We start from the raw sequence: 16,255 nt of genomic DNA, 5'->3' as shown, positions 1-16,255 counted from the left end.
TTGCGGCGCACACAAGGCGGTCTGACCAAGCCATAGGCAATACCTAAGGCTGATCTAAAAACAGGCACCTAGGTATCGGGTGGCTCCCGGTGCCGGACTCCGCGGAAACCCTTGCGTTTTGCCGGCGTCGCCCGCCGCCGGCGCGATTGGCACGCGGATTGCGAAGGATCGGCCAGACAACGCGGGTGACGGCAACGCAGCCGCCGCCCGCCCATCGGCCGGATCCGTGCGACGCAGCGCGGCTTTGGCCCTGGTTCGACGACGAACCGCCCGGACAACGGCGTCCGAACAGGTCGGCTTCCCGCCTTCGCGAGGCTCTCGCGGGGGGTGAGCCACGGCCCGTTCGGACGCCTTTCTTTTTGGCCCCGTGCCTGACTTTGCGGCAGGCCGGACTGGAGACGAGGCAGACGCCATGGACATGCATCTCTCATCGAACAACGGGCCCGTCGTTGACCGGAACGAGGCGGAACAGCGCATCGCCGGCCCGGCCAAGGAGCGGCTGGTGGTGGTCGGCAACGGCATGGCCGGCATGAAGACGGTCGAGGAGCTGCTGGCCAAGGCGCCCGGCCGCTACGAGATCACCGTCTTCGGCGCCGAGCCGCACCCCAACTACAACCGCATCATGCTGTCGCCGGTGCTGGCGGGCGAGAAGACCTTCGACCAGATCGTGCTGAACAGCCGCGAGTGGTACGACGCCAACGGCATCACGCTGCTGACCGGCGAACCGGTGGAGGGCATCGACCGCGCGGCCAAGACCGTCGTCTCGCAGTCGGGCCGGGTGGTGTCCTACGACCGGCTGCTGCTCGCCACCGGTTCCATGCCCTTCATCATCCCGGTGCCGGGGGCGACCCTGCCGGGCGTCATCGGCTTCCGCGATCTGGCCGACGTCGACGCGATGCTGGAGGCGGCGGCCAGGGGTGGCCGCGCCGTGGTGATCGGCGGCGGCCTGCTCGGGCTGGAGGCGGCCAACGGCCTGCGGGTCAAGGGGATGGACGTCACCGTCATCCACCTGATGCCGACGCTGATGGAACGCCAGCTCGACCCGTCGGCCGGCACGCTGCTCCAGCGCGAGCTGGAACGCCGCGGCATCGAGGTGCTGACCGGCGCCGACACCGCCGAAATCCTGGGCGATGAGCGGGTGACCGCGGTGCGGCTGAAGGACGGGCGCGAGCTGCCGGCCGACATCGTCGTCATGGCGGTCGGCATCCGCCCGAACATGGCGCTGGGCAAGCTGGCCGGGCTCGACTGCGGCCGCGGCATCCGCGTCGACGACCAGATGCGCACCAGCGACCCGTCGATCTTCGCGGTCGGCGAGTGCGTCGAGCATCGCGGCGTCACCTGGGGCCTCGTCGCCCCGCTGTTCGAGATGGCGAAGGTGCTGGCCGACCGGCTGGCGGGCGGGGAGGGGGGCGCCTACACCGGCTCCGTCACCTCGACCAAGCTGAAGGTCACCGGCGTCGACGTCTTCTCCGCCGGCGATTTCTCGGGCGGCGAGGGGACCGAGGACATCGTGTTCCGCGACGCCGCCCGCGGCGTCTACAAGCGGCTGGTGCTGAAGGACGGCAAGCTGCTGGGCGCCGTGCTGTACGGCGACACCAAGGACGGCGCCTGGTACTTCTCGCTGCTGAAGGACGGCGCCGACGTGTCGGCCGAGCGCGAGACGATGATCTTCGGCCAGGGCTTCGGCGGCGCCGACGCCGGCGACCCCAACGCCGCCATCGCCGCCCTGCCCGACAGCGCCGAGATCTGCGGCTGCAACGGCGTCTGCAAGGGCACCATCGTCAAGGCGATCACCGACAAGGGCCTGACCAGCCTGGACGAGGTGAAGGCGCACACCAAGGCGTCGGCCTCCTGCGGCGGCTGCGCCGGCACGGTCGAACGGTTGCTGGCGGTGACGCTGGGCGACGGCTTCACCGCCGCGCCGACGGTCAAGCCGATGTGCAAATGCACCCACCACAGCCACGACGCGGTGCGGGCGGCCATCGTCGACCGCGGGCTGAAGTCGATGGCGGACGTCTTCCAGGCGATGGAATGGACGACGCCCGACGGCTGCGCCTCCTGCCGGCCGGCCCTGAACTATTACCTGCTGTGCGCCTGGCCGGGCGAGTACACCGACGACTACCAGTCGCGCTACATCAACGAGCGCGTCCACGCCAACATCCAGAAGGACGGCACCTATTCGGTGGTGCCGCGCATGTGGGGCGGCCTGACGACGGCGTCGGAGCTGCGCGCCATCGCCGACGTGGTCGACAAGTTCGCCATCCCGACGGTGAAGGTCACCGGCGGCCAGCGCATCGACCTGTTCGGCGTGAAGAAGGAGGATCTGCCGGCGGTGTGGGCCGATCTCAACGCCGCCGGCATGGTCTCCGGCCACGCCTACGCCAAGGGGCTGCGCACGGTGAAGACCTGCGTCGGGTCGGAATGGTGCCGCTTCGGCACGCAGGATTCGACCGGGCTGGGCGTCAAGCTGGAGCGGATGACCTGGGGCACCTGGACCCCGCACAAGGTCAAGCTGGCGGTGTCGGGCTGCCCGCGCAACTGCGCCGAGGCGACGATCAAGGATCTCGGCGTGGTCTGCATCGACAGCGGCTATGAGCTGCATGTCGGCGGCAACGGCGGCCTGCATGTCCGGGCCTGCGACCTGCTGGTCCGCGTCGCGACGGAGGAGGAGGTGCTGGAATACACCGGCGCCTTCATGCAGCTCTACCGCGAGGAGGCCCGCTATCTGGAGCGCACCGCGCCGTGGGTGGAGCGTGTCGGGCTCGACCACATCAAGGCGGCGCTGGTCGAGGATCCGGAGCGGCGCCGGGATCTCAACGCGCGCTTCCTGTTCTCGCAGACCTTCTCGCAGGACGACCCGTGGGCGGAGCGCGCCGCCAAGGGCGTCGACCGTCACGAATTCAATCTGCTCGCCGAAGTGGGGTAACGGATCATGGACAGCATCATCACCGAAGCCACCGCTCTTGAGACCGTGTGGACCCTGGTCGGCAGCGTCGACGACATCCCCGTTCTGGGCTCGCGCGTCGTCCGCACGCCCCAAGGCGACATCGCCCTGTTCCGCACGGCGGCCGACGAGGTCTTCGCGTTGGAGGACAGCTGTCCGCACAAGAATGGGCCGCTGTCCCAGGGCATCGTCCATGGCCACCGCGTCACCTGCCCGCTGCACAACTGGGTGATCGAGCTGGCGACCGGCGAGGCGGTGGCGCCGGACGAGGGCCGCACCGGCCACGTCCCGGTGCGGGTGGAGGGGCGCAGCGTCGCGCTTGCCCTCGGCGAGGCCAAGCTGTCGCGCGGCGGCTGCCGCAAGGCGTGCGGCCATGTTTGATGGGCCGGAGCCTGCCTCCGGCGGCGAACGGGAGGTTCGGACCACCTGCCCCTATTGCGGGGTCGGGTGCGGCGTGATCGCCACCGTCGCGGCGGATGGCGGCGTCACCGTGCGCGGCGACACCGACCACCCGGCCAACTGGGGGCGGCTCTGTTCCAAGGGGGCGGCGCTGGCCGACACGCTGGTCGCCGATGGGCGCTTGCTCCATCCGGAGATCGGCGACCGCCGCGTCGGCTGGGACGAGGCGCTGGACGCGGTGGCGCAGCGCTTTGCCGACACCGTCGCCAAACATGGGCCGGACTCGGTCGCCTTCTACGTCTCCGGCCAATTGCTGACCGAGGATTACTACGTCGCCAACAAGCTGATGAAGGGCTTCATCGGCGCCGGCAACATCGACACCAACTCCCGCCTGTGCATGGCGTCGTCGGTGGTCGGGCACAAGCGCGGCCTGGGCGCCGACGCGGTGCCCGGCACCTATGAGGATTTCGAGTGCGCCGATCTGGTGGTTCTGGTCGGCTCCAACCTCGCCTGGTGCCACCCGGTGCTGAACCAGCGGCTGCTGGCGGCGCGGGCGTCCCGCGGTGTCCGCATCGTCGTGGTCGACCCGCGCCGCACCGACAGCGTCGATGCCGCCGACCGCCATCTGGCGCTGAAGGCCGGCACCGATTCGGTGTTGTTCAACGGGCTGCTGGCTTATCTTGACAGCCGTGGCCACACCGACGCCGGCTTCGTCGCCGCCCACGCCGACGGGGCCGAACCGGCGCTGGCCGCCGCCCGCGCCGAGGCGCCCGACGTCGCCACCGTCGCCCGCCGCTGCGGCCTGGATGAGCGCGAGGTCGCCGCCTTCTACGCCGAGTTCGCGGCGACCGAGCGGGTGGTGACCGTCTATTCCCAGGGCGTCAACCAGTCGTCCCAGGGCAGCGACACCGTCAACAGCATCCTGAACGTCCATTTTCTGACCGGCCGCATCGGCCGCCCGGGCCGCGGCCCCTTCTCCGTCACCGGGCAGCCGAACGCCATGGGTGGGCGCGAGGTCGGCGGGCTCGCCAACCAGTTGGCCGCCCATATGGGCTTCACGGTGGCGGAGGTCGACCGCGTCCGCCGCTTCTGGAACGCGCCCGGCGTCACCGCCCGGCCGGGGCTGAAGGCGGTCGACCTGTTCCGCGCCATCGAGCGCGGCACCGTCAAGGCGGTGTGGATCATGGCGACCAACCCGGCGGTCAGCATGCCCGACGCCGGCCGCGTTCGCCGCGCGCTGGCGAAATGCGAGACGGTGGTGGTCTCCGACTGCATCCGCGACACCGACACCGGCCGCTTCGCCCACATCCGCCTGCCGGCGATGGGCTGGAGCGAGAAGGACGGCACCGTCACCAACTCCGACCGCACCATCTCGCGCCAGCGCGCCATCCGGGCGGGGGAGGGCGAGGCGCGGCCCGACTGGTGGATCGTCACCCAGGTCGCCCGCCGCATGGGCTTCGCCGACGCCTTCCCCTACGACAGCGCCGCGGCGATCTTCCGCGAGCACGCCGCCCTGTCGGGCTTCGAGAATGACGGCGCCCGCGCCTTCGACATCGGCGCCCTGTCCGAGCTGGACGAGGCCGGCTACGAAGCGCTGGCCCCCTTCCCCTGGCCCTGGCGCCGCGGGGCCGAGCCGCAGCAGCGCCTGTTCGGCGACGGCCGCTTCTTCACCGACGACGGCCGTGCCCGCCTGCTGCCGGTCACCACCAAGCCGCTGCCACGCACGGTTCCCGACGGCGCCCTGCTGCTGAACACCGGCCGGCTGCGCGACCAGTGGCACACCATGACCCGCACCGGCCTGTCGCCGCGGCTGTCCGCCCACGCGCCGGAACCCTGCCTGGACATCCACCCGGCCGACGCCGCGGCGCGCGGCCTTGCCGACGGCGGTCTCGCCCGCATCACCACCATCGCCGGCGAGGCGCTGGCCCGCGTCCGCGTCACCGACGCCCAGGGCGCAGGCACCATCTTCCTGCCGATGCACTGGACCGACCGCTTCACCGAAGCCTGCGTCATCGGCCGGCTGATCGACGACGAGGCGGTCGACCCGCAGTCCGGCCAGCCCGACCTGAAGCGGATGCCGGCGACCGTCTGCCCCTACCGCCCCGACTGGACCGCCTTCCTGCTGGCCCGCCGCCCGGTCGAGCCGGCCCATGGCGGCTATTGGGCGCGGCGCGCTGTCAAGGGCGGCCACCTGATCGAGATGGCCGGCACCGGCGCGATCCCGGATGTCGAGGACGGCGCGTGGCTGTCCGGCCTCGACCCCGCCGGCACGCTGGTGGAGTTCCGCGACGAGGCCCGCGGCAGCCTGCGCAAGGCGTGGTTGGATGGCGGCCGGTTGGAAGCCTGCCTGTTCGTCACCGCGGACGGCCGCCTGCCGCCGCGCAGTTGGCTCGCCGGGCTGTTGGAGGCCGACGATCTCGACGACATCACCCGCGCCGGCCTGCTCGCCGGCCGGGCCCCGGGGGCGAAGGCCGACGAGGGCCGGATCGTCTGCGCCTGCTTCAGCGTCGGCATCACCCGCCTGCTGGCGGCGATCCGCGACCAGCGCCTGACCAGCCCGGCCGAGATCGGCGCCGCGCTGAAGGCCGGCACCAACTGCGGATCCTGCGTCCCCGAACTCAAGGAGGTGCTGCGTCATGCTCACCAACGCGAAGTGGCGTGATGGCTTTGCGGCGCTGGCGCGCCTCGCATTCCCGCAGTTCGCAGGCATCGGCGGCCTTGCCCCCACCCTGACCCTCCCCCGCTGGGCGGGGGAGGGGACAAGTGCTTGTCCGGGAACGCTGCGGCAGTCCCTCCCCCGCCCAGCGGGGGAGGATAGGTGGGGGCAAGTCACCCTCGTCGGCGCCGGCCCCGGCGACCCCGAACTGCTGACCGTCGCGGCGGTCAAGGCGCTCGCCGCCGCCGAGGTGGTGCTCTACGACGCCCTGGTCGGCGACGGCATCCTCGACCTCGCCCACCCCAAGGCGGAGCGGATCTGCGTCGGCAAGCGCTCCGGCCGCCATTCGCTGCCGCAGGAGGAGATCAACGCGCTGATCGCTTTCCACGCCCGGCGCGGCAAGCGCGTCGTCCGTCTCAAGGGCGGCGACCCGATGGTGTTCGGCCGGGCGGGGGAGGAGATCGAGCATCTCGACGCCCTCGGCGTTCCGGTCCGCGTCATCCCCGGCATCACCGCGGCGCTGGGCTGCGCCGCCTCCACCGGCCTGTCGCTGACCCGGCGCGGCGTCTCGCGCGCCGTCACCTTCGTTACCGCGCACGGCCGCGACGGCGAGCGCTTCGACCCCGACTGGGCGCGGCTGGCCGATCCCCAGGGCACGCTGGCGATCTACATGGGCCGCGAGCAGGCCCGCGCGGTCGGGCAGGGGCTGACCGGCGCCGGCCTGCCCACCGACACGCCGGTGCTGGCGGTGGAAAACGGCTGCCGCCCCGACGAGCGGCACCACCGGACGACGCTCGGCGCCATGGCGGCGCAGGGCGTGGCCGCCGGCAAGGGGCCGACCCTGCTGCTGATCGGCGAGGCGCTACGCCCGCGGCAGGACGGGGCGGCGGACGCCGTTGATCGCCGCGCGTTTGGCGACCTCGGCCAGCGGCTCGATCACGACTGACATGGTGAAGACGGTGGCGTGCAGCAGGTTCGTCCCGTCCACCATCATCCCGACATGGCCGGGGAAGAACACGATGTCGCCGGGTTCATAGGCGACATCCCGGCCGTCGTCGGACAGCCACGTCCCCAGCCGCTCGTCCTTGCGCTGCATGCCGCTGCTGTGGTGGGAGACGACGCCGGCCGCCGCCGCCATCGCGGTCAGCACCAGTCCCGAACAATCGATGCCGAAGGCGCTGCGACCGCCCCAGACATAGGGCGTCTCCAGGAAGCGCAAGGCGATGGCGAGAGGATCGGCCGCCGGGGCGTCGTCGACCGGCTCCAGCCAGCCGGCGAACAGCCACAGCCCGTCCGCCACCCCGACCCAGCCGTTTTCGGCCCGGCCGTCCAGCGTCACCCACGACCCGAAGCTCAGCGTGCCGACCGGCGGCGCCCGGTGCGTCGGCGCCGGGTGCAGGTCGGCGCGCAACGCCCGGACACGGTGGGTCGGCGCCACCGGCTCCGCGTGCGGGGTGCCGGGCGGCAGCCAGCCGACATGGCCGTCGAAGGCGTTCTCCGCCCGCAGCCAGCCGGCGCGCTCCTCCAGAATCCGGAACCGCTCGCCCCGGATCATCTCGCTGGTCTGCTCGGACCCGTCGCGCGGCTCCACCAGCAGAACGGCGTGCGGGGCGGTGATCTGGTGTTCGGTCATCGTCATTGGTCGTGGCTGGGTGGAAACCGACGCTGACCATAGCTCCGCCCCCCGACCGGCGCGAGGGATAAAGCGCGCCCGTCGTTTCGCCGGGATATCCGTCATTCCGCCGGAAAACTCCGGCACGACCGGCGCATTGCCCGCTTCTGCCCGGCCGTTCCGCCCGACACCCTTTGTATGCGAGCAAATTCGCCAAACAGGGAGCAGGGACAAGCATGGCAACGATGAAGGTTCTGGTGCTGGGCGCCGGCAAGATCGGCTCGATGATCGCGACGCTGCTGACGCAGAGCGACGATTTCGCCGTCACCATCGGCGACCGCGACGAGGCGCTGCTGTTCCGCGCCGAACGCGCCGGCCTGCGGGTGACGCGCGTCGATGTCGAGGATCCGCACTCGCTGGGCGTCGCGCTGGCCGGCCAGAACGCGGTGCTGAGCGCCTGTCCCTTCACCCTGACCCCGACCATCGCCGCCGCCGCGGTGGCCGCCGGTGCCCATTACCTCGACCTGACCGAGGATGTCGCCGCCACCCGCAAGGTCAAGGCGTTGGCCGAGACCGCCAACACCGCGCTGATCCCGCAATGTGGTCTGGCGCCCGGCTTCATCTCCATCGTCGGCCACGACCTCGCCCGCCGCTTCGACGAGCTGCACAATCTGCATCTGCGGGTCGGCGCCCTGCCGCAATACCCGACCAACGCGCTGAAATACAACCTGACCTGGAGCACCGACGGGCTGATCAACGAATACTGCAACCCGTGCGAGGCCATCGTCGACGGCCGCCCGCGCGAGGTGATGCCGCTGGAAGGCGACGAGCGCTTCGCCCTGGACGGGGTGGATTACGAGGCGTTCAATACCTCCGGCGGGCTGGGCTCGCTGTGTGAATCCCTGGCCGGCAAGGTGCGCAACCTCGACTACAAGACGGTGCGCTACCCCGGCCACCGCGACATCGTCCGCCTGCTGATCCGCGATCTGCGGCTGGGCGAGCGGCGCCACCTGCTGAAGGACGTGCTGGAAACCGCGGTGCCGCTGACCCTGCAGGACGTCGTGCTGGTGGTCGCCACCGCCACCGGCATGCAGGACGGCGAGTTGCGGCAGGAGACCTTCGCGACCAAGATCTACAGCAAGGCGATCGCCGGCCGGACCTGGAGCGCCATCCAGGTGACGACCGCCGCCGGCATCTGCGCCATCCTCGACCTGCTGCGCGAGGGCTCGATCCCACAATCGGGCCTCATCCGGCAGGAGCAGGTGCCGCTTGAGGCGTTCCTGGCGAACCGCTTCGGCGGGCATTACCGGGGATGAGGGGCAGGCGCCGGCTCCCCGCGGCCGGCGCATGACTGCCATCCCGCTCACGGCGCAGGTGGCGCGGGTCCGGCGCCGGCGAAGCGGTTAAGGTCCTGAACCGCCACCGTTGCTGTTCGGATCCCGCCCTTCCATGCGTCTGATTTTCCTGCTCGGCCTCGCCGGCTTCGCCAGCGCCTTCTCCCTGCGCACCACCGACCCGATGCTGACGCTGATCGCCGCCGACCTCGGGGTGACGGTGCGGCAGGCGGCGCTGCTGGCCTCGGCCTACACGCTGCCCTACGCGCTGATGCAGATCGTGCTGGGGCCGGTTGGCGACGCCATCGGCAAGTCGCGGCTGGTGCGGCTGGCCCTGAGCGTGCTCACCGTCGGCCTGGCGCTGTCGACCATCGCCCCCAGCTACGGCACGGTGATGGCCGGCCGCATCCTGGCCGGGGCCTTCGCCGGCGGCATCATCCCGGCCTCGATGGCCTTGATCGGCGACCGGGTGCCGTACGAGGAGCGGCAGATCGCCATCAGCCGTTTCCTGCTGGCGGTGATCCTGGGCCAGATGTCGGGGTCCGCCGTGTCGGGCGCGCTGGCGGAGGCGTTCGGCTGGCGCACCGTCTTCGGGTTGTCGGCCGGGCTGACCGCGCTGATCTGCCTGGCCGCCCTGGTCGGGCTGGCGCGGGAGCGGGAGACCCGCTCTCCCCTGTCGGTCGCCGACGCGCAGCAGCGCTACGCCACCGTGCTGACCAACCCGGTCTCGCTGTTCGTCTTCGCCACCGTCGCGGCGGAGGGGCTGCTGATCTTCGGCGTCTTCCCCTTCGTCGCCCCGGTGCTGATGGAGCACGGCGCCGCCGGCGCCTTCCAGGCCGGGCTGACCATCGCCGCCTTCGCCATCGGCGGCGTCGCCTACAGCGCGGTGGTGCGCCGGCTGATCAAGGCGCTCGGCCAATGGGGCATGATGAAGGCGGGCGGGCTGGCGGCGGGGCTGGCCTATCTGGTCATCGCCTTGCCGGTGCCCTGGCCGGTGGTCAGCGCCGCCTTCCTGGTCGCCGGCTTCGGCTTCTACATGCTGCACAACACCATGCAGACCCAGGCGACGGAGCTGGCGCCGACCGCCCGCGGTTCGGCGCTGGCGTTGTTCGCCTCGTCCTTCTTCATCGGGCAGGGGATCGGGCCGGTGCTGTACGGCTTCATCGCCGACCACACCGGCTTCGCCCCGCTGTTCCTCGGCGTCGGCGCCCTGACCGCCGGGCTGGGCTTCGCCTCGGCCCGGCTGATCAGGCGCTGAGGCTTACAAGCACGGCCGGATGTAGGGCCGGTTCGCCTCCCACAGCTCGTCCAGGATGGCGACGGCCGCCGTGCTGGAGGTGATCACCGGGTCGATCAGCAGCGCCTGCAACGCCAGCTCCTTCGACCCGCGCAGCGCCGCCTCCACCGACAGTTGCTGCACGCTGGCCTGCACCGACAGCAGCTTGACGATGCCGTCCGGCAGCCGGCCGAGCGACACCGGGTGGACGCCGGCGGCATCCGCCACCAGCGGCACCTCCACCGCCAGCTCGTCGGGCAGGCCGGGGATGACGCCGCGGTTGATGACGATGCCGGATTCGATGAAGCGCTTCTGGTTGTGCAGCATGCCGGCGATCACCGCCACCGCCCGCTCGCCCCAGGACGGCCGGGTCCAGTCGTCGGGAATCGGCTTGCTGCCGTCGATCACCCCGTCCATCAGGTCGCGCAGGATGACGCGCCCTTCCTCGTCGTGCTTGAAGTCGAAGCCATGCTCGCCGGCCTCCCAGCCATAGGGCAGGAACTCGCCGGTGTGGTCGTCGCTCGGGGTGACCCACAGGCCGAAGGCGTGGAACAGCCGGCGGGCCAGCGGGGTGAAGGACGGGTCGTGCGTCGCTTCCCGCTCGCGCAGGAGGGGGTAGAGGTCGCGGCCGGTCGCCTTCTCGCGGATGGCGGTCAGCCACTGGAAATGGTTCAGCCCGGCGCCCCAGACATCGACCTCCTTCTCGGCCATGCCCAGGATCTGGCAGATGAACCAGCGCGCCAGGAAGATGCCGTGGCACAGCCCCAGCGTCCGCACGCTGGTGCAGCGCGACAGCCCGAGGACGATGCGGCTTTCCGGGTTGGACAGGTTGATGAACAGCGCGTCCGGGCAGATCGCCTCGACGTCGCGGACGATGTCGACGATCAGCGGCAGGGTGCGCAGGGTGAAGAACAGGCCGCCGGGGCCGCCGTTCTCGCCCAGCGTGTGGCGGATGCCGTGCTTCTTCGGCACCTCGAAATCCAGCTTCCACAGCCGGTTGCGGTCGATGGCGATGGCGCACAGCACGAAGCCGGCACCGTCCAGCGCCACCTTGCGGTCGGTGGTCGTCTCGATGGTGATGCCGGCGTCGCCGCGGCGGTTCAGCACCCCGGCCAGCGCCGCCATGCGGGCCAGCGCGTCCGGGTTGGTGTCGACCAGCGTCAGCGTGCTGCCGGCCAGCTCGGTGGTGGAGAACAGGTCCTGGAACAGGCTGAGCCCGAAGGCGGCGCTGCCGGCGCCGATGAAGACGATTTTTGTCGTGTTCGCCATGGAGCGTTTCCTCCGCGCGTCTTTTCGAGCGGCTGGGGTGGAGCGGCCGTGCGCCGTCTTGCCGCCACAGGCTACGCCTTTCGGCCGGGGTCAAACAGCCCCTGGGTGTGCGCTGCGGCAAGGCTGTGTCATGGGCTGCGCCACCGCGTCGCGCCGTGTCCGGTCTTGCGCTTGTCCCATGGCGCGCGGGCCGATGCTGCGGCATGCTGTTGAAAACGAACCATCCCATGGGAGGACAACCCCGATGGACAGCTTCAGCCAACCCGTGTCCCTGCCGGACGACAGCCGGCCCCTGACCTTCCCGCCCGACTTCCGCTGGGGGGCCTCGACCGCGTCCTACCAGATCGAGGGGGCGCTGGACGTCGACGGGCGCGGGCCGTGCGTCTGGGACACCTTCACCGCCCAGGGGCGGATCCAGGACGGCAGCAGCGCCGCCGTCACCTGCGACCACTACCACCGCTATCCGGAAGACATCGCGCTGATGAAGGCGGCGGGCTTCGACAGCTACCGCTTCTCCATCGCCTGGCCGCGCATCCTGCCGACGGGGACCGGGGCGGTCGAGACGCGCGGGCTGGACTTCTACGACCGGCTGGTCGATGCGCTGCTGGAGGCGGGGATCACCCCGATGGCCTGCCTCTACCATTGGGACCTGCCGCAGCCGCTGGAGGATGCCGGCGGCTGGCAGGGGCGGGAGATCATCGGCCCCTTCGCCGACTACGCCCGCATCGTCACCGCCCGGCTGGCCGACCGGGTCAAGAGCTGGATGATGCTGAACGAGCCGAACGTCGTCGCCATCTTCGGCTATGGCGTCGGCGAGCACGCGCCCGGCCACAAGCTGGGCGAACAGGGCATCCTGCGCGCCCTGCACCACCAGAACCTGGCGCAGGGGGCGGCGCTGCGCGCCATCGCGGCGGAGCGGTCCGGCCTGACGCTCGGCACCGTGCTGAACCTGCAGCCCGTCGTTCCCGACAGCGACCGGCCGGAGGATGTCGCCGCCGCCGCCCGCTGGGACGCGGTGTGGAACCGGGTCGCGCTGGACGGGCTGATGCGCGGGCAGATCCCGGCGCTGCTGGCCGACAGGATGGCCGGATTCGTGCAGCCCGGTGACGAGGAGGCGATCCGCTACCCGATCGACCTGCTGGGCATCAACTACTACTCCCGCAACACGATGAAGCACGAGGAGGGGCGGCCCTTCGACGTCGGCTGGGGCGAGGCGCAGTGCCGGCGCTGGACTGGCATGGCCTGGCCGGTCCAGCCGGAGGGGCTCTATGACCTGCTGACCGAGTTCCGCACCGACTACGGCAACCCCGCCGTCTTCATCGCCGAGAACGGCTGCGCCTATGACGACGTGGTGACGCCGGACGGCCAGATCCACGACGCCGAGCGGGTGCTGTATTTCCGCGAGCATCTGGAATCGGTCGCCAAGGCGCTGGCCGACGGCTGCAACGTCAAGGGCTACCTGTGCTGGAGCCTGCTCGACAATTTCGAATGGGCCTATGGCCTGTCGAAGCGTTTCGGCATCGTGCGGGTCGACTACGACACGCTGGTCCGCACGCCCAAGGACAGCTACCGCTTCCTCGCCGAGGTTGTGAGAACGGGGGAGCTTTAACCATTCCTTCGCCCGCGACCCTGTACTTTCGATAAAGACCGTTCTATTCGTTCGTCATACGGACGGCAGGGGTGAGGGCGGAGGTCCGGTGATGAGCAGCATGACCGACAGCAGAGCGAAAGCCGGCGGGGACGCGGGCGACAGACAGGGGTCTCCGGGCTTCACCCGCCGCTTCCTCCAACTGGCCGGCGGTTACTGGCACGGGCGGAACCGGGTGACCGTCTGGCTGCTGACCGTGGCACTGGTGGCGCTGACGATCGGGCAGGTGTCCGTCCCGGTGCTGATCAACCTGTGGAGCGAGCGTCTGTTCGACGCGCTCGAATACCGCTCCATGGACCGTTTCGTTACCATGATCGGCGCGGTCGGGCTGATCATCCTCTACAACATCGTCATCGTCGTGCTGCATCTGCGGGTGAAGCGGCGCCTGCAGATGGGCTGGCGCGACTGGCTGACCCGCAAGCTGCTGGAGGACTGGCTGCGCCGCGGCCGCCACCACCAGATCGCCTATCTGCCAGGCGAGCACGACAACCCCGACGGCCGCATCGCCGAGGACATCCGCATCACGACCGAGGTGGCGATCGACCTCGGCCACTCGCTGACCTATTGCGGGCTGCTGCTGGTCAGCTTCACCAACATCCTGTGGATGCTGTCGGGCGATTTGACACTGACCGTGCTCGGCGTGGAACTGTCGGTGCCCGGCCATCTGCTGTTCGTGGCGCTGATCTACGCCGCGGTCGGCACCACCATCGCCATGCTGATCGGCCAGCCGCTGGTCAACGCCGTCAACCGCCGCCAGGGGTTCGAGGCCGACTTCCGCTTCGCGCTCGGCCGCATCCGCGAGAATGGGCAGACCATCGCGCTGCTGCACGGGGAATCGGCGGAACGCGGCCATCTGGCCGTCCTGTTCGGCGGGGTGATGCGCGGCTGGAACGGCCAGACCCGGGCGCTCAGCCACATGATGGTGTTCAGCGCCACCTATTCCGTGATGTCGGCCTCCTTCCCGATCCTGGTCGCCGCCCCGCGCTACATCGCCGGCGCCATCTCGCTGGGCGTGCTGATGCAGACGGCGCAGGCCTTCCAGCAGACGGTCGGCGCCCTGTCCTGGCCGATCGACAATCTGCCGCGCGCCGCCGAATGGCGGGCGTCGGTCGAACGGGTGCTGAACCTGCACGAGGCGCTGGTGCGGCTGGACCGCGACGTCTGCGAGGTGCCGGACGGGCACATCCAGGTCGACCGGTCGGACGAACACCACAGCCTGGTCTTCCGCGGCGTCGCCATCGACGAGCCGAGCGGTGGGCCGGTGCTCCATCCCTTCGACCTGGAGGTCCGGCCGGGCGACCGCGTGCTGATCGTCGGCGACCCGGCGGCGACCATCCGCCTGTTCCGTGCCGTCGCCGGTGCCTGGCCCTGGGGCCGCGGCCACATCACGCTGCCGGCCCACACCCGCGTCTTCTTCATGCCGGAACGGCCCTACCTGCCGCACGACAGCCTGCGCGCCGTCCTGGCCTATCCGGGGCCGGCGGCGTCGGTGGGCGACGCCAAGGCGGCCGATGCGCTGGAGCGCGTCGGTCTGCCCAACCTCGTCGACCGGCTCGACAGCGCCGACCGCTGGGACGAGGTGCTGTCGGTGCCGGAGCGCCAGCGGCTCGGCTTCGCCCGCCTGCTGATCCGCCGCCCGGACTGGATCTTCCTGGAGGACGCGACCGACAGCCTGGACACCGCCGCCGAGGAGGAGTTGCTGACCCTGGTGGAAACCGAACTGCCGTCCGCCACGTTGCTGACCATCGGCCATCACGCCGGGCTGGCCGCCCACCACGGCCGCAAGCTGGTGCTGGAGCGCACCAACGGCGCCGTCACCCTGCGCGAGGAGTTCCCCGACGACGCCCCGCCGCTGGCCGAGAGCGCGGCGTGACCGGCCTCCCCGCCATCCTGGTCTTTGGCGGGGATGACGGTGAACGGGAAAGCTGCCACACTCCGCCGCGACGATCGTTCGTGTTCAACCCCTGCCGCCCCAATCCGTGATGCGCGCCGCACAACCATGGACATGACCGTGAAGAAGACCGACATCAACGCGGCGTGGCGGGGGTTGGCCAATTGCCGGGGGTGCGGCATCCGGGAATCGGCGCTGTTCGCCGACCTGACGGAGTCGGATTTCAACCTGATCCATCTGCCGATCGATGAACTGACGGTGGCGCCGGGGGCGGCGCTCTACCATGTCGGCGACGACCCCACGGCGCTCTACACCGTGCGCAGCGGGCTGGTGAAGCTGGTGCAGTATCTGCCCAACGGCGGCCAGCGCATCGTCCGGCTGCTGCGGGCGGGCGACACCGCCGGGCTGGAGGCGGCGCTGGGGGCGCCCTACCGCCACACCGCCATCGCCATCCACCCGGTGCTGACCTGCCGCATCCCGCGCGCGGTGATCCAGCGGCTGTCCGAGCAGACCCAGCACCTGCACCAGCAACTGATGCGCCGCTGGCATCACGCGGTGGAGCGGGCCGATGCCTTCCTGGTGGAACTGGGCACCGGCAGCGCCCGGGCCCGCGTCGCCCGCCTGTTCCTGACCCTGGTGGACGAGCGGGGGGAGTGCGATTTCTTCGGCCGCGAGGATGTCGGTGCCGTGCTCGGCATCACCACCGAGACGGCGAGCCGGGTCGTCGCCGAGCTGAAGCGCCAGGGCCTGCTGGAGGAACTGCGGCCCAACCGCTTCCGCTGCGACCGCGACGCCCTGCGCGCCCTGGCCGACGGCCCGTAGTTCCGTCCTGCGGCGGCACCCTTCTGGCAGGGTGACCTGCTTGAAGGTTCGAAATTCTGTTACTAGGAAAATCGTCATCCCCGCCTTCACGGGGATGACGGGATTAATCCTGCTATAGGAATTTTCCTCCCTGACCCGTTCAACCCCTGAATCCTCAGGCCGCGCGCATCTCGCCCACCAGCGTGTCGACCTGACCGGCCAGCGTCCGCAGTTCCTCCTGCACCATGGAGGAGGCGGAGAGCACGCGGTTGGCCGAATCCCCCGATTCCAGAGCCGCTTCGGCGACGCTGTCGATGTTGCCGCGGACATGCTGGGTGCTGCCGGCCGCCTCGCCGATGTTGCGGGCGATCTCGCGGGTGGCGGCGCTCTGCTGCTCCACCGCGGCGGCGATGGTCGCCGCGATC

The 16,255-nt window shown here is 70.6% G+C and carries 11 protein-coding genes and 1 pseudogene; 9 read left to right on the top strand and 3 right to left on the bottom strand.

The annotated features are described in order from the left end of the window. Nucleotides 1-412: 412 nt before the first annotated feature. The 4 genes from nirB to cobA are packed head-to-tail and all read left to right on the top strand — an operon-like array spanning nt 413 to nt 6,945. The gene (gene nirB / locus TSO352_RS24270) at nt 413-2,926 is read left to right on the top strand and encodes a nitrite reductase large subunit NirB (protein WP_109109720.1); all 2,514 of its coding nucleotides are present in this window, start codon (nt 413-415) and stop codon (nt 2,924-2,926) included. A 6-nt stretch (nt 2,927-2,932) separates the two neighbouring features. Further along, nucleotides 2,933-3,325 carry a nitrite reductase small subunit NirD gene (gene nirD / locus TSO352_RS24265; protein ID WP_109109719.1) on the top strand — a complete coding sequence of 131 codons (393 nt, stop codon included), beginning with the start codon at nt 2,933-2,935 and terminating at the stop codon, nt 3,323-3,325. Then, complete coding sequence (locus TSO352_RS24260; RefSeq protein WP_109109718.1) at nt 3,318-6,005, top strand: nitrate reductase; 2,688 nt, start codon at nt 3,318-3,320, stop codon at nt 6,003-6,005. The genes nirD and TSO352_RS24260 overlap by 8 nt, the downstream gene beginning before the upstream one ends. Beyond that, on the top strand, nt 5,980-6,945 hold the full coding sequence (cobA, locus tag TSO352_RS24250) for a uroporphyrinogen-III C-methyltransferase (protein ID WP_247872376.1): 966 nt from the start codon (nt 5,980-5,982) through the stop codon (nt 6,943-6,945). The genes TSO352_RS24260 and cobA overlap by 26 nt, the downstream gene beginning before the upstream one ends. Here cobA and TSO352_RS24245 read toward each other — a convergent pair. Then, entirely contained in the window at nt 6,862-7,632 is a 771-nt protein-coding gene (locus TSO352_RS24245; protein WP_109110848.1) for an NlpC/P60 family protein, read from the bottom strand. The two genes, cobA and TSO352_RS24245, sit on opposite strands and share 84 nt — an antisense overlap. Before the next feature lie 215 nt (nt 7,633-7,847). On the opposite strand from TSO352_RS24245, the gene TSO352_RS24240 reads away from it, so the two are divergent. Next, complete coding sequence (locus TSO352_RS24240; protein WP_109109717.1) at nt 7,848-8,927, top strand: saccharopine dehydrogenase NADP-binding domain-containing protein; 1,080 nt, start codon at nt 7,848-7,850, stop codon at nt 8,925-8,927. A gap of 133 nt (nt 8,928-9,060) precedes the next feature. Next, nucleotides 9,061-10,203: an MFS transporter gene (locus TSO352_RS24235; protein ID WP_109109716.1), complete on the top strand. Its 1,143-nt coding sequence runs from the start codon at nt 9,061-9,063 to the stop codon at nt 10,201-10,203. Nucleotides 10,204-10,206: 3 nt separating this feature from the next. Here TSO352_RS24235 and TSO352_RS24230 read toward each other — a convergent pair whose 3' ends face one another. Continuing rightward, nucleotides 10,207-11,490 (bottom strand): alpha-glucosidase/alpha-galactosidase, encoded by a 1,284-nt coding sequence (locus tag TSO352_RS24230; RefSeq protein WP_109109715.1) that lies wholly within the window; start codon nt 11,488-11,490, stop codon nt 10,207-10,209. 244 nt (nt 11,491-11,734) lie between these two features. On the opposite strand from TSO352_RS24230, the gene TSO352_RS24225 reads away from it, so the two are divergent. From TSO352_RS24225 to TSO352_RS24215, 3 genes are all read left to right on the top strand, one after another. Beyond that, entirely contained in the window at nt 11,735-13,099 is a 1,365-nt protein-coding gene (locus tag TSO352_RS24225; protein WP_109109714.1) for a GH1 family beta-glucosidase, read from the top strand. A 91-nt stretch (nt 13,100-13,190) separates the two neighbouring features. Continuing rightward, entirely contained in the window at nt 13,191-15,011 is a 1,821-nt protein-coding gene (locus tag TSO352_RS24220; protein ID WP_109109713.1) for an ABC transporter ATP-binding protein/permease, read from the top strand. A 132-nt stretch (nt 15,012-15,143) separates the two neighbouring features. Then, nucleotides 15,144-15,851 (top strand): Crp/Fnr family transcriptional regulator, encoded by a 708-nt coding sequence (locus TSO352_RS24215; protein ID WP_247872374.1) that lies wholly within the window; start codon nt 15,144-15,146, stop codon nt 15,849-15,851. Nucleotides 15,852-16,005: 154 nt separating this feature from the next. On the opposite strand, the pseudogene TSO352_RS24210 reads toward TSO352_RS24215, so the two are convergent. After that, nucleotides 16,006-16,255 (bottom strand): annotated as a pseudogene (locus TSO352_RS24210) (methyl-accepting chemotaxis protein); the annotation flags it as partial.

The organism is Azospirillum sp. TSO35-2, assembly GCF_003116095.1.
In the GTDB taxonomy this organism is placed as follows: Bacteria; Pseudomonadota; Alphaproteobacteria; order Azospirillales; family Azospirillaceae; genus Azospirillum.
Note: the sequence above shows the minus strand (reverse complement) of the source record. Positions and strands in the feature narration are given on the sequence as shown.

Bases quoted from the DNA above. Each gene is read 5' to 3' on its own strand.
- nirB (WP_109109720.1), top strand. From the start codon at position 413: ATGGACATGCATCTCTCATCGAACAACGGGCCCGTCGTTGACCGGAAC.
- nirD (WP_109109719.1), top strand. From the start codon at position 2,933: ATGGACAGCATCATCACCGAAGCCACCGCTCTTGAGACCGTGTGGACC.
- TSO352_RS24260 (WP_109109718.1), top strand. From the start codon at position 3,318: ATGTTTGATGGGCCGGAGCCTGCCTCCGGCGGCGAACGGGAGGTTCGG.
- cobA (WP_247872376.1), top strand. From the start codon at position 5,980: ATGCTCACCAACGCGAAGTGGCGTGATGGCTTTGCGGCGCTGGCGCGC.
- TSO352_RS24245 (WP_109110848.1), bottom strand. From the start codon at position 7,632: ATGACCGAACACCAGATCACCGCCCCGCACGCCGTTCTGCTGGTGGAG.
- TSO352_RS24240 (WP_109109717.1), top strand. From the start codon at position 7,848: ATGGCAACGATGAAGGTTCTGGTGCTGGGCGCCGGCAAGATCGGCTCG.
- TSO352_RS24235 (WP_109109716.1), top strand. From the start codon at position 9,061: ATGCGTCTGATTTTCCTGCTCGGCCTCGCCGGCTTCGCCAGCGCCTTC.
- TSO352_RS24230 (WP_109109715.1), bottom strand. From the start codon at position 11,490: ATGGCGAACACGACAAAAATCGTCTTCATCGGCGCCGGCAGCGCCGCC.
- TSO352_RS24225 (WP_109109714.1), top strand. From the start codon at position 11,735: ATGGACAGCTTCAGCCAACCCGTGTCCCTGCCGGACGACAGCCGGCCC.
- TSO352_RS24220 (WP_109109713.1), top strand. From the start codon at position 13,191: ATGAGCAGCATGACCGACAGCAGAGCGAAAGCCGGCGGGGACGCGGGC.
- TSO352_RS24215 (WP_247872374.1), top strand. From the start codon at position 15,144: ATGACCGTGAAGAAGACCGACATCAACGCGGCGTGGCGGGGGTTGGCC.